Genomic DNA, 12,718 nt, shown 5'->3' with positions numbered 1-12,718 from the left:
AGAACGCCCACTCCGCATCCGACATCAAACCACGAACCATGGCTGCTCTCCGCAAAGAACAGCCTTGAATCAGCGATCAGCTGATTTGGGAATCCACTTTGTCCACATCACCTAGGTCGTAGGGTTGAGATGGCGCCGGACGCGTCACTTCCCCACGTGCCTTCGCGCGCGGAGGGGTGATCGTCAGCGCCTGCTCATCGAATACGGCCGCGCCGCCTCTCCCGCGTCCCATGTCCGGTTCGGCTCTGAACCCATGACGAAATGCAGTTCGCCGCCGGCGGTGATCTCGTCGTGCCCGATCCAGGTGCGGTCCAGCGGGCGGCCGTTCAGCGTGACCAACTGGATATAGCGGTTGGCGTCGCGCAGACCGGCTGTCGAGATCACGAACCTCCGACCATTGGGCAGGTTCAGCGTCGTGCGATCCGTGAACGGGCGGCCGATGACGTACTGGCCCGAGCCCGGCGTGACCGGATAGAAGCCCATGGCCGTGAACATCAGCCAGGCCGACATCTGGCCCACGTCGTCGTTGCCGGCCAGGCCGTCGGGACGCGAATGGTACTGGCTCTCGACGATCTGCTTCAGCCGTTCCTGAGTCCGCCAGGGCTGGCCCGCATAGACATAGGCATAGGCCGAGTGGTGGCTGGGCTCGTTGCCGTGGATGTACTGGCCGATCAGGCCGGCGATGTCCTCGGCGTGGGAGTAGTCGAGGCCGGCGTTGTCGTAGTCGAACATGGCGTCGAGCCTGGCGACCGTCGCCGCGTCCCCGCCCATGACGGCGACCAGGGCCGCCATGTCCTGGGGCACGAACCACGAATACTGCCAGGCGTTGCCCTCGGTGTAGTCGGAGCCGTAGTTGATCGCGACGGGATCGAACGGCTCCCGGAACGAACCGTCAGCCAGACGGGCGCGCACGAACCGGGTCTCCTGATCCCAGGTGTTCCGCCAGAAGCCGGCGCGGCGATCGAACTCGGTGGCGACGTCCGCGCGGCCCAGACGCTCGGCCATGCGGGCGATGGTCCAGTCGTCATAGGCGTATTCGACCGTCTTGGACGCCGCCTCAGGCTCCCGGTCGATGGGGACGTAGCCCAGGTCCATATAGTCGCCGAGGCCGCCGTAGGGGCGGTATGTCGCCGAGGCGACCATGGCGTCCAGCGCGGCATTCCCATCGATGCCGGGAATGCCTTTCAGGTAGGCGTCCGCGATCACCGGGACGGCGTGATAGCCGATCATGGTCCAGGTCTCCTGACCGTGGAACGACCAGACCGGCAGGATGCCATAGGGGCTGACCTGCTGCGCGGCGATCAGCGAGTTGACGATGTCGGCGTTGCGCTGGGCCGGGGCCAGCAGGGTCAGCAGCGGATGCTCGGCCCGGAAGGTGTCCCACAGGCTGAAGGTCGAGTGGACGGTGAAATCGGACCTGTGCACCGCATTGTCCGGGCCGCGCCAGCGACCGTCGACGTCGGAGTGGACCGAGGGCGCGATCAGGGCGTGATAGAGGGCGGTGTAGAGGGTCGTGCGCAGTTCCGGCTCCGCCTCAATGTCGACGGCGCCGAGCGCCTCGTTCCACGCCGCCCGCGTCGCCGCGCGCTGGGCGTCGAAGGCGAAACCCTCGCCTTCGGATTCCAGATTAGCGATGGCCCCGGCCTCATCGACCGAGGAGATGGCGACCTTGACCAGCAACGGCCCGTCGATCTGGCCGAAGTCGAACGCAGCCTCCAGCGCCCGGCCCTGGACCTGTTGCCGGTCATCCAGCGCCCGGCCCGGCTGGCGGAAGCCGTTGTAGGGGACGTCGGTCTCGCGGTTCTGGATCTGGTGACCGACCATGGGCGCGGAAAACCGCATGGCGAAATAGAGCTGACGTCCCGGCGCCCAGCCGCGCAGCTCGCGGAAGCCCGTCACCGTCCCGTCCTGATGGACCCGGATTCGCGACCACAGGACCTTGCCCGGATAGTCGTAGATCGAGTTCCTCAGATCCAGCAGCAGCCTTGCCAGCGCGCCGTCCTCGAAGGTGTAGCGGTGCAGGCCGGTGCGGACGCCGACGGTCAGCTCGGCGCGGACCTGGGTGTCTGTGAGCTGGACCGAATAGTAGCCAGGCTCGGCGGTCTCCGAGGCCTTGTCGTAGCGCGAGCGGTAGCCCGAGCCGGGCGTGGCGACGTCGCCCACATCCCATTTCACCGCGTCGCCCGTCTGCGGCGTGATCAGGACGTCGCCCAGGTCGGAGTGGCCGGTGCCGGAGAAATGGGTATGGGAAAAGCCCATGATGGTCGGGTCGTCGTTGCGATAGCCCGAGGCCCAGTCATAGGACTGGCGGAAGGCGCGATAGTCGGTGTCGGGGCTGAGCTGCACCATGCCGAAGGGCGCGACCGGGCCGGGAAAGGTGTGGCCCTTGCCCGACGTGCCGATGAAGACGTCGACGGCCTCGACCGGATCGGACGCCTGCGCCCATCCAGGCCCCGCCAGACACACCGCCATCGCCGCCGCCAGACCGATACGCCGCATCAGGATACTCCCCGCCACCGTTTCCCGACCCTATCAGCCGGGATTCCCCCTGTCGCCCAAGGCGCCGTGACACCGAACGCGGATAGAGGCACTTGCAAATCATTCTCAACGTATGGCACAGGCCGTGTGTGACCGACGCCGCTGCAAAACCTGTCGCCAAGGCCGCCGCCCGTACGCGGTCGATGAACGGCGCACGCGCCTTCTGGCTGAAGGAACTGCACCGCTGGCACTGGATCTCGGCGGGGCTGTCATTGGCCGGAATGTTGCTGTTCGCCATCACCGGCATCACCCTGAACCACGCCGCCCAGATTCCGGCCGAACCGGTGACGATGGAGCTGACGGCGACCCTGCCCGCCCCCCTGCTGGACCGGCTGTCCGACTTCCCTGACGAGACGACCGATCCGGTCCCCGACGCGATCGCCCGCTGGGTCTCCTCGGAGCTGGACATCTCCATCGCCGGCAAGGCGACCGAAACCGCGCCGGACGAGATCTATGTCGCGCTGAAGGGCCCCGGCTCCGACGGCTGGGTCACCATCGACCGGGGTACGGGCGAGGCCGTGCGCGAGACCACGACGCGCGGCTGGGTCGCCTACATCAACGACCTGCACAAGGGCCGCGACACCGGCCCCGTCTGGTACTGGTTCATCGATGTCTTCGCGGTCGCGTGCATCGTCTTCACCGTCACCGGCCTGACCCTGCTCTGGCTGCACGCCCGGACGCGCGCCTCGACCTGGCCCCTGGTCGGGCTGGGCATCGCCATCCCGGTCATCATCGCCCTCATCTTCATCCACTGACGAGTTCCTCTCCATGTCGTCGCGTATCCGCCCCCTGCGCCTGATCATCGCCGTCGGCGCCGCCTCGATCGCCGCCCCGGCCCTGGCCGCCGACCTGACCGTGACGCTGGAGGTGCCGACCCTCTCGACCGCCGCCTATCACCGCCCCTATGTCGCGGTCTGGATCGAGCGGCAGGACACGGCCCAGACGGCCGTGCGCACCATCGCCCTGTGGTACGAGGCCGGCGCCACGGCGCGCGGCGAAGGCGACGGCGAACAATATCTGAAGGACATCCGCACCTGGTGGCGCAAGGGCGGCCGCGCCATGGCCCTGCCGATCGACGGCGTCACCGGACCGACCCGCGCGCCGGGCCGCCAGACGGTCACCGTCTCCGGCGCCCGCCTCGCCAGCCTGCCGGCCGGTTCGTACAACATCGTCGTTGAGGCGGCCCGCGAACAGGGCGGCCGCGAGATCGTCCACCTGCCCTTCACCTGGGGCGGCGCGGCCAATAGCGCTTGCGCCGCAGGAACCTCCGAACTGGGCGCCGTGCGCGTCGCCGTCACCCGCTAGGGATCAGTCGCCATGAAGACCTTCATCCTTCCCACGAAAGCCCTGGCCGCCCTGGCCGTCCTGGCCGCCGTCGCCGCACCGATGTCGGCCACCGCCCACCGGGGCTGGCTCATGCCCTCGCACACCGTTCTGTCGGGGGACTCCTTCTGGGTCTCGTTCGACGCCGGCGCCTCGAACGGCGTCTTCATCGCCGACCACGCCCCGCTGCGCCTGTCGCCCCAGAGCCTGTCGATCACCGCGCCCGACGGCTCGGCCGGCGCGGCCGCCAACCTGATGCAGGGCGCCTACCGCACCACCTTCGACGTCGAGGTCAACAAGCCCGGCACCTGGAAGATCGCCAACGCCTCGGCCGGCATGACCGCGACCTGGACGCTGAACGGCGAACAGGGCCGCTGGCGGGGTCCGGCAGCCGAGATGGCGGCCAACGTTCCGGCCGGCGCCACCGAAGTCGCCTCGGCCTTCAGCGCCAGCCGGCTGGAGACCTTCGTCACCCTGGGCGAGCCGACCACCACCGTCTTCACCCCGAGCGGCGTCGGCATCGAGATGGTCCCGGTGACCCACCCGAACGATCTGGTCGCCGGCGAGGCGGGCGTGTTCCAATTCCTGAAGGACGGCCGGCCCTACGCCGACGCCGACGTCGTCGTGGCGCGCGGCGGCCTGCAGTACCGCGACAACCCGGACGAGATCACGGCCAGGACCGACGCCGAGGGCCGGGTCTCGATCGCCTGGCCCGAGGCCGGCCTGTACTGGGTCAACACCTCGTGGCGCGACCCGGCGGCCCCGGCCGGCGGCGGCCGCAACGGCCCGCCGGTCGCCTCGGCCCAGTACACTGCTGTCCTGCAGGTCCTCCCCTGACCCTTCGCGGATCGCGCGGAACCCCGCCGCCGCTCGATCTCCGCGAGGCGGACGACCGGTCGGCGACCCGCGTCCTGATCCCGCCCATGGGCGCTCCGCCGTCCAGACCGCCAGGCGACGACGTCCGGCGGCTGGGCGGCGAGACCATGGGCACGACCTGGTCGGTCCGCGCCGTCGCCCCGGCCGGGATCGACGACGCGGCGCTGATGGTCGCCGTCCGGACCGAGCTGGATGCGATCATTGCCGCCTTCAGCCCGTGGGACCGGACCAGCGAGATCTCCCGCTTCAATGCCGCGCCCGCCGGAATCTGGGCCCTGTCCCAGACCTTCTGGACGGTGCTCGACGCCTCGATGAACCTGGCCGACGACACCGATGGCGCAGTCGATCCGACCCTTGGCGCGCTCGTCGATCTATGGGGTTTCGGCCCGTCCGGAGCGCGCGTCGGGACCGTCCTTCCGTCGGACGACGAGGTTGCCGCAGCCCTGGCCGTCAGCGGCTGGCAGAAGCTGCGCCTGAACCGCGATGCGCGCGGCGCCATGCAGCCCGGCGGCATGAGGCTGGACTTCGCCGGCATCGTCAAGGGCCATGCGGTGGACCGGGTCTCCGAAGCCCTGACGCGTCTCGGCGCGACTTCCCACCTCGTCGAGATCGGCGGCGAGATGCGCGGCCAGGGCGTGAAGCCGGACGGCCAGCCGTGGTGGATCGGTCTGGAGGAACCGCCGGGCGCCCCCTCCGCCCGCACCGTCGCCGCGCTGGTGGATATCGCGGTCGCCACCTCCGGCGACTGGCGCCGCGCCTTCGAGCACGACGGCCGCCTCTATCCGCACACCATCGACGGCCGCACCGGCCGGCCGATCGACAACGGCGTGACCTCCGTTACCGTCTTCCACGCCAGCGCCATGACCGCCGACGCCTGGGCCACCGCCCTGACCGTTCTCGGCCCCGACGCAGGCCCTGCGACGGCCGAGGCCTACGGCCTCGCCGCCCAGATGGTGGTTCGCACCGCCGACGGCGTCGTCGAACACCTGCCCCCCGCCTTCGTCGCCATGATGGACGAGGACGAAGCCGGGTGAGCGACGACCCGATCCGCTGGATCTGGGCGGCCCTGACCGTCGTCGCCTGGCTCGCCTTCACCGGCTGGAAGATCCGGCGGGTCCGCGCCAGGCCCACGGCGGCCGCGCAGCCGGGCTCGACCCTGATCGCCGTCGCCAGTCAGACCGGCTTCGGCGACGAACTGGCCGAGATGACCCGCAAGGCCTTCGCCGACGCCGGTCGCCCCGCCCGGGTGAAGTCGTTCGCGGACATCGAGCCGACCGACCTGATCGCCCCCGCCCGCGTCCTGTTCATCGCCTCGACCACCGGCGAGGGCGACGCTCCCGACAGCGCCTCCCGCTTCGTCCGCCGGATCATGACCGATCAAACGCGCCTGGCAGGGCTGGAGTACGGTCTCCTCGCTCTCGGCGACCGGACCTATGTCGAGTTCTGCGGTTTCGGTCGGGCGCTGGACGGCTGGCTGAAGTCGGCCGGCGCGCGATCCCTGTTCGATGCGGTCGAGGTCGACAACGGCGACGCCGCCGCCGTCCGCCACTGGCAGGGCGAACTCAGCCGCCTGACCGGCTCGGTCGCCGCCCCCGACTGGGCCCCGCCCGCCTATGCCGACTGGCGCCTGGCTGAGCGCCGTCTGCTGAACCCCGGCAGCCCCGGCGAGGGCGCCTGGCATCTGGCGTTCGAGCCCGTCGCCGGCGCCCTGCAATGGGTCGCCGGCGACATCGCCGAGGTCGGCGCCCCCTCGCCGGAGGGCGGCCTGGCCCACCGCGAATACTCCGTCGCCTCCCTGCCCGCCGACGGCCGCGCCGAGTTCCTGATCCGTTTGATGCGCCGGCCCGACGGAACGCCCGGCCTCGCGTCGGGGTGGCTGACCGAGACGCTGGAAGTCGGCGAGATCGCGCCGATGCGCATCCGCGCCAACCGCGCCTTCCACGGCCCGGAGGCGGCGACTCCGATGATCCTGATCGGCAACGGCACGGGCATCGCCGGCCTCCGCTCGCACTTGAAAGCTCGCGCTGCCCAGAAGGTGAACGCCGGCGCCTGGCTGATGTTCGGCGAGCGCACGGCGGCCCATGACAGTTTCCACGACGCGGAACTGCGGCGCTGGCTGGCTGAAGGAACCCTGACCCGTCTCGATCGCACCTTCTCGCGCGATCCCGGCGACGGCCGCTATGTCCAGGCGGTGATCGAGGCTGAAGCCGGTTCCGTCCGCGACTGGGTCGCACGCGGCGCCGCCATCTACGTCTGCGGCAGCCTCGAAGGCATGGCCGGAGGCGTGACCACGGCGCTCGAATCCGTCCTCGGCGCCGACGCCCTGCGCGACCTCGTCGAGACCGGCCGATACCGTCGCGACGTCTACTAGGCGCTCAGGCAGGCCCGGGTGTAGCCTCGCCGCGGGAATCGGGGAGACGACGATGACGAACTTCAGGGCGGCGACGCGCGACTGGCTGCTGACGCCCGTCATGATGCTTATGGCCGCCCTGACACTGGGCCTCGCGGGCTGTTCCACCGTCGCAGCACCCACGACCTATGCCGCCCCCGCTCCGGCCGTCCTCGTCGAGGCCTGGGTCGGACCGGTCGAGGAGGTCCGCACCGATCGCGTCCTGACTTTCTACCGGGCGTACGGGGGTGGCGCGAACCGCCTCGGGGCCTGGCTGTCGCCCGTTCAGCCGACGTCTTCGCAAGGCGTGCGCGAGGCCATGGCCCTGCCGCCCGCCAACACTGCGGAGTTCTACTCCGTCGTCACTGTCCCCGCGGGCACCCTGATGAAGGTCGGAATCGCCGCCCCCGCCTTCGACCAGCCCGGCGGCGGATCGCAGGTTCAACTGCTAGAGCTGATCCCGGCCGAGAGCTTCTCCGATCCCATCCCCCTGCCCCCCGCGCGGCCGTGACCAGCATCGATCTGCCCGATGGCGACCGCCTGATCCTCCACGGCCTGTCCGCGCCCGAAGGCGAGCGCGGTTCCATCGTCTGTCTGCATGCGACCGGCCGCCGTCGCTGGATCGCCCATCCGCCCAAAGGCGACGCCCAGGACGCCTTCGTCGCCATGCGGCTGGAAGACGGCGTGCTGATCGCTGACAGCTTCCAGGGGCTCCGCATGCGCATCGACCTCGGCACCGGCGCGGTGCGGCCCGACACCTTCCTTAAATAGCGGGCGCGCGGTAGCCGAGCCGCACCCAGACCGCGAAGCTGATCATCAAAGCCGCCAACAGACCCAGCCACACCGGCCCGATCACGCTCCACAGCAGATAGACGTTCAGCGCGGCGATGACTGCGCAGATCGAATAGCCAACAACCTGCACCAAGCGCCCGTTCGCGAACTGGCCCATCCTCGCCTTGTCCGACGTCAGCATCATCAGGGGGAAGATCGCGAACGGCAGCTGCATCGACAGCACGACCTGGCTGATGACCAGCAGCTGGACCGTGTCCCGCCCACCAGTGGCCGAGACGATCACCAGGGCCGGAACGATCGCGATACTCCGGGTGACCAGCCGCCGGATCCACGGTTTGATGCGGATCCTGAGGAAGCCCTCCATCACGATCTGACCGGCCAGGGTCCCTGTAATCGTCGAGGACTGGCCCGAGCACAGCAGGGCGACCGCGAAGGCCGTGGCCGCCGCTCCGCCCAGGGCGGGTTTCAGCAGTTCGTGCGCCTGGCGCAGGTCGTCGACTTCGACCCCAGCCTTCCAGAACACCGCCGCCGCCAGCACCAGAATCGCTGCGTTGACGAAGAAGGCGGCGCCCAGGGCCACGATCGTGTCGACCGTATTGTGCCCGATGGCCGCCTTCAGGTCGGCGATCCCCCGGCCGTGCGCCCGCGTCTGTACGATCGACGAATGCAGATAGAGGTTATGCGGCATGACCGTCGCGCCGAGGATGCCCAGCGAGATCAACAGCGCGCCTCCGCCCGGCAGGCTGGGAAGGAGGGCTCCGTGCGCCGCTGCGGCCCAGTCGGGTTGAGCGAGGAAGATCGACCAGGCGAAACAGGCGCCGATGGTCGTGACCAGGGCGATGACGATGGCCTCCAGCCAGCGGAAGCCGAAATTGATCAGCATCAGCAGGATCAGCACGTCGAAGCCGGTAATCAGCACGCCCCACATCAGCGGGATGCCGAACAGCAGGTTAAGCGCCACCGCCGCCCCGACCAGCTCGGCCAGGTCGCAGGCGATGATGGCGATCTCGCACAACAGCCACAGTGCGATCGACGTCGGCTTTGAGTAGGTATCCCGGCAGGCCTGGGCGAGGTCCTGGCCCCTGACCAGCCCCAGCCGAGCGCACAGGACCTGCAGGAAGATGGCCATCAGGTTGGAGGCCAGGATGACCCACAGCAGGGCGTATCCGAACTGGCTGCCGCCCGCGAGATCGGTGCCCCAGTTGCCGGGATCCATATAGCCGACCGCAACCAGGAAGCCGGGGCCGGAGAAGGCCAGCATCCGCCGCCACCAGGGCCGCGCCACACTGCCTTCGGTCCACACCGGGATGCTGCGATGGGCCTCCGGCAGGGAGCGATTGTGGTCAGCGGCGCCTGGAACGACCATCGATATCTCCCTGTCCGGCAAGAATTCAGCCTCGGCTGAATCTATATACGCGACAAATCGTCACCGGATGCGAGGGAAATCAGCCCCCGTCGCGCAGGCGCCTGGTCAGGCTTTCGAACAGGGTCAAGGTCTCGGGGCTGACGTGGTGCTCTATGCCCTCCGCATCGGCCTCGGCGGTCTCTCCCGTGACGCCGAGCGCGATCAGGAATTCGTGCACGATCCGGTGCCGTTCACGCGACGCCGCCGCCATCGTCTCGCCCGCCGGGGTCAGGGCGATGGAGCGATAGGGTTTGGTTTCCACCAGCCCGTCCCGCTGCAGCCGCTGCAGGGCCTTGGCCGCCGTCGCCGGCGCGACGCCGAGGCAATCGGCCAGGTCGGTCAGCCGCGCCGAGCCGGTTTCCGAAATCAGGTCGCCGACCAGTTCGACATAGTCCTCCGCCACCTCGCTGGAGCGGGCGTCACGCATTCGGCGAAAGGCGGCGGCGCGTCGGGCGGCGCCGGGAACCTGGACCACATCGGTCTCCTGAAACGCACGGGCGGTCTGTGCGCGACCACCCTAGACCAGGCGGCGAGCGATTTCATCGTCCTGTCGTCCTAGGTCCGCATGAGGTCGGCATGGTATCGAGGCCTCCGATGCGTCTGTTCCGCCCCGCCCTTCTGGCCCTGATGCTGGTCGCCGCCCCGACGCTCGCCCAGGCGCCCGCCGCACCGCCGATCCCGGCTGCCGCGGAGCCGGTGCAGTTCTATGTCTTCAGCTTCACCGACACGCCCGTCGCCGAGGCCGCCGAGGACGTGGTGGGCGGAGCCCTCGCCTGGGACCTGACCATCGATCCGGCGGTCGACGGCCTCGTCACCTTCCGCGCCGACGGCTGGTACACCGGGGAGGCCCTTCTGAAGGATTTCGGGACCGCCCTGCTGGATCAGGACATCGCCCTGATGCGCACGGGCGCCGGCGCCTACGCCGTCATCCCGCGCGCCAATGTGCCGATGATGCTAGCGCGAGGCGGCGTGCTGATGACCCTGGCCGAGCCGACGACAGCGCGCCCGCCGGTCCCGGCGCCTTCAGCCACCGCGCCGACCGCAGTCTATGGCAAGGACCGCTGGTGGGACGGGGCCTTCACCGCCCTCTTGATCTTCTTCGGCGGAGCCCTGGCGGGCGGCGCCGCCCTGTTCGGCGGCCAGACTGTCTATCGCCGGGCGGAGGCGCGGGGACGTATCGCGGCGCCCCTGCTGCGTCTGACCGACCAACGCCAGCCTGTCTCTCGCCCGCCCGAGGGCGCCGAGGCCGATCCTGATCTGATCATTCCGCGGTTCGCGCCGCGCCGAAACGGCCACTAATCCCGTCCATCCCCGCCTTCGCGGGGATGGACGGAGTGGGGCGGTCTAGAAAACCTCGTCCACCTCTGGCTGAAGCCGGGGGTCGCGCGCAATCGGTTCCGGCCGCGTCGGATCGAGCCGCACCGGCTCCGAGCGCCGCAGCCGGTCGTAGGCGTCCTGCGCATCCTGCGCGACCGAGGCGCTGTCGCGCAGGATCGTCGGCTTGAGGAAGATGAACAGGGTCCGCCGCGTCTGGCTGTCACGCCGCGAGCGGAAGGCCGCGCCGATCAGCGGCAAACTCCCCAGGCCCGGAACCCGGCTATTTGCGGTCTGACGGTCGTCGGTGACCAGGCCGCCCAGCACGATCGTCTCCCCGTCATCGGCCAGGGCCGAGGTCTGAAGGCTGCGCCGGTTGGTGACCAGATCCGCCGCCCCGATGATCGCCGTCGGCACCAGCGAGGAAATCTCCTGGCTGACTTCCAGCCGGACCACCCCGCCCTCATGCACGCGCGGCACGACCCGCAGGGTCAGGCCGACGTCCTCACGGCTGATGGTGGTGAAGGGATTGGTCGAGTTGCCGTCGGTGGCGAAGCTGCCAGTACGGAATGGCACATTCTGGCCAACCACGATCTCGGCCGCCTCGTTGTCCAGCACCGTGATGCTCGGGGAGGAGAGCAGGTTCGCCGCATTGTTGGTGCCCACGGCCTGCAGCAGCAGGCCGAAGTCGCCCTCCGACCCCGCCGCTAGCGACAGGCCCGCGCCCAGCAGACGTCCGGCCGGATAGCCCAGCGCCGTCAGCACCGTGCCCAGGTCGGTTCCCGCGTTGGAGAAGCCCGTGCCGCCGATGACGCCATCGTCCGGAACCGCGCCGCCGAGGCCCAGCTGTACCCCGATCTGCTCGCCCAGTTCGCCGGTGATCTCGACGATGGCGACCTCGATCTTCACCTGGGCGCGTCGCAGGTCGAGCTGGCTGATGACATCCTCAAGCATGTCCACCGTCGCGGGCGGACCGCGCATGACCACGGCGTTCAATTCGGGCGAGGCCTGCACCGTCACGCCTTCCAGGGTGAAGCCGTCGGCACGGGCCGGCGACCCGGATGCGGGCAACGAAGCCGCCGCGCCATCGCCCGATGTCAAGGCGCTGGCCGCCATGGCCGCCGTGTCCCGGTTGGAGGCGCTGAGGCTGGCCAGTCCGGTATTGCCCCGCAGCGACCGCGCCACCGGATTGTTCGCGGACGGCTCGCCGCCCAGAAGGCCGCGCACGATCTCGGTGATCGACTCGGCGTCGGAGTTCCTCAGACGCACGACCCGCGTGACCGGCGTCGCCCCGCCCGGGGTGTCGAGCGCCGCGACGATCGATCGGGCCTGGGCCAGGTCGGCCGCGTCGCCCCGGATCAACAGGACGTTGGAGCGCTCGTCGGCCGTCACGCGCGGCCCGCCGGCGTCAGAGCCCAGCAAGGCGCTGACCGAGGCCGCCACCTCGGTCGCGGAGGCGTGGCGCAGGGCGATGCTGTCGAACGAGGTCCCGCCGCCCTGATCAAGGGTCGCGGCCAGCTGCTGCACCCGGCGGATGTTCTCGGCGTAGTCGGTGACGACGACAGCGTTTGGTTCGGTCAGGGCCTCGATGGCGCCGAAGGACGACACCAGCGGCCGCAGGGCGCGCACGGCCTGATCCGACGGCAGATTCCGCAGGCGGACCAGACGGGTCACGATCTGCTGGTTGGAGCTGGCGGCCCCGGTCTCCGACGCCCCGCTCTGGACCACGGTCGCCTGGGGCACGACGCGCCAGAGATTGCCGCTGCGCACGGCCGCGAAACCCGAGGTCCGCAGCACCGAAAGGAACAGCTCCCACACGCCATTGCGGCTCAGCGGCTCGGCCGAGACGACGTTGACCTGGCCCTGCACCTGCGGGTCCAGCACCAGGGTGCGGCCGGTGATGCGGCTGACCTGTTCGGCGACATCCTTGATGTCGGCGCCGCGCATGTTGATGACAACGTCCTGCATGGCGACGGGCGCGGGGGCCACGGTCTGGGCCATGGAGGCGGTCCCGACCGGGCCGGCGGCGAGGCTGAGGGCCAGCACGCTGGTGGTGGTCAGGCGGAGAAACTTCGTCACGC

The 12,718-nt window shown here is 69.8% G+C and carries 11 protein-coding genes and 1 pseudogene; 8 read left to right on the top strand and 4 right to left on the bottom strand.

All coding sequences use genetic code 11. From position 1 onward, the window contains the following. Window positions 1–183: 183 nt before the first annotated feature. The gene (locus ACP7AU_RS14145) at window positions 184–2,499 is read right to left on the bottom strand and encodes a GH92 family glycosyl hydrolase (RefSeq protein ID WP_426051815.1); all 2,316 of its coding nucleotides are present in this window, start codon (window positions 2,497–2,499) and stop codon (window positions 184–186) included. A gap of 128 nt (window positions 2,500–2,627) precedes the next feature. Between ACP7AU_RS14145 and ACP7AU_RS14140 the strand changes: the two genes are divergently transcribed. The 7 genes from ACP7AU_RS14140 (at window position 2,628) to ACP7AU_RS14110 (ending at window position 7,897) form a co-directional block, all read left to right on the top strand. Beyond that, window positions 2,628–3,293: a PepSY-associated TM helix domain-containing protein gene (locus tag ACP7AU_RS14140; protein WP_426039500.1), complete on the top strand. Its 666-nt coding sequence runs from the start codon at window positions 2,628–2,630 to the stop codon at window positions 3,291–3,293. Between the two features lie 13 nt (window positions 3,294–3,306). After that, a complete protein-coding gene (locus ACP7AU_RS14135) occupies window positions 3,307–3,843 on the top strand; it encodes a DUF2271 domain-containing protein (protein ID WP_426051814.1) in 537 nt (178 codons plus the stop codon). Between the two features lie 12 nt (window positions 3,844–3,855). Then, window positions 3,856–4,698, top strand: coding sequence for a DUF4198 domain-containing protein (locus ACP7AU_RS14130; protein ID WP_426039498.1), 843 nt, complete (start codon window positions 3,856–3,858; stop codon window positions 4,696–4,698). A gap of 86 nt (window positions 4,699–4,784) precedes the next feature. Further along, window positions 4,785–5,771 (top strand): FAD:protein FMN transferase, encoded by a 987-nt coding sequence (locus tag ACP7AU_RS14125; RefSeq protein ID WP_426051813.1) that lies wholly within the window; start codon window positions 4,785–4,787, stop codon window positions 5,769–5,771. Then, window positions 5,768–7,108 carry a sulfite reductase subunit alpha gene (locus ACP7AU_RS14120; RefSeq protein ID WP_426051812.1) on the top strand — a complete coding sequence of 447 codons (1,341 nt, stop codon included), beginning with the start codon at window positions 5,768–5,770 and terminating at the stop codon, window positions 7,106–7,108. The genes ACP7AU_RS14125 and ACP7AU_RS14120 overlap by 4 nt, the downstream gene beginning before the upstream one ends. 52 nt (window positions 7,109–7,160) lie before the next feature. Next, on the top strand, window positions 7,161–7,637 hold the full coding sequence (locus tag ACP7AU_RS14115) for a hypothetical protein (RefSeq protein ID WP_426039495.1): 477 nt from the start codon (window positions 7,161–7,163) through the stop codon (window positions 7,635–7,637). Further along, window positions 7,634–7,897 (top strand): hypothetical protein, encoded by a 264-nt coding sequence (locus tag ACP7AU_RS14110; protein WP_426039494.1) that lies wholly within the window; start codon window positions 7,634–7,636, stop codon window positions 7,895–7,897. The genes ACP7AU_RS14115 and ACP7AU_RS14110 overlap by 4 nt, the downstream gene beginning before the upstream one ends. Here the strand turns inward: ACP7AU_RS14110 and ACP7AU_RS14105 are convergent. Together ACP7AU_RS14105 and mntR are read right to left on the bottom strand one after the other, a co-directional pair. Then, window positions 7,890–9,284 carry an Nramp family divalent metal transporter gene (locus ACP7AU_RS14105; RefSeq protein ID WP_426039493.1) on the bottom strand — a complete coding sequence of 465 codons (1,395 nt, stop codon included), beginning with the start codon at window positions 9,282–9,284 and terminating at the stop codon, window positions 7,890–7,892. The genes ACP7AU_RS14110 and ACP7AU_RS14105 overlap by 8 nt on opposite strands. Before the next feature lie 79 nt (window positions 9,285–9,363). Then, window positions 9,364–9,801 (bottom strand): annotated as a pseudogene (mntR, locus tag ACP7AU_RS14100) (manganese-binding transcriptional regulator MntR); the annotation flags it as partial. A gap of 116 nt (window positions 9,802–9,917) precedes the next feature. Here mntR and ACP7AU_RS14095 point away from each other — a divergent pair. Beyond that, entirely contained in the window at window positions 9,918–10,622 is a 705-nt protein-coding gene (locus ACP7AU_RS14095) for a hypothetical protein (protein WP_426051811.1), read from the top strand. Window positions 10,623–10,667: 45 nt separating this feature from the next. Here the strand turns inward: ACP7AU_RS14095 and gspD are convergent, their stop codons facing one another. Next, window positions 10,668–12,716, bottom strand: a complete 2,049-nt coding sequence (gspD, locus tag ACP7AU_RS14090; RefSeq protein ID WP_426051810.1) for a type II secretion system secretin GspD — start codon at window positions 12,714–12,716, stop codon at window positions 10,668–10,670. Between the last annotated feature and the right edge of the window lie 2 nt (window positions 12,717–12,718).

The organism is Brevundimonas sp. SL161, from assembly GCF_049896985.1.
Taxonomy (GTDB): domain Bacteria; phylum Pseudomonadota; class Alphaproteobacteria; order Caulobacterales; family Caulobacteraceae; genus Brevundimonas.
Note: the sequence above shows the minus strand (reverse complement) of the source record. Positions and strands in the feature narration are given on the sequence as shown.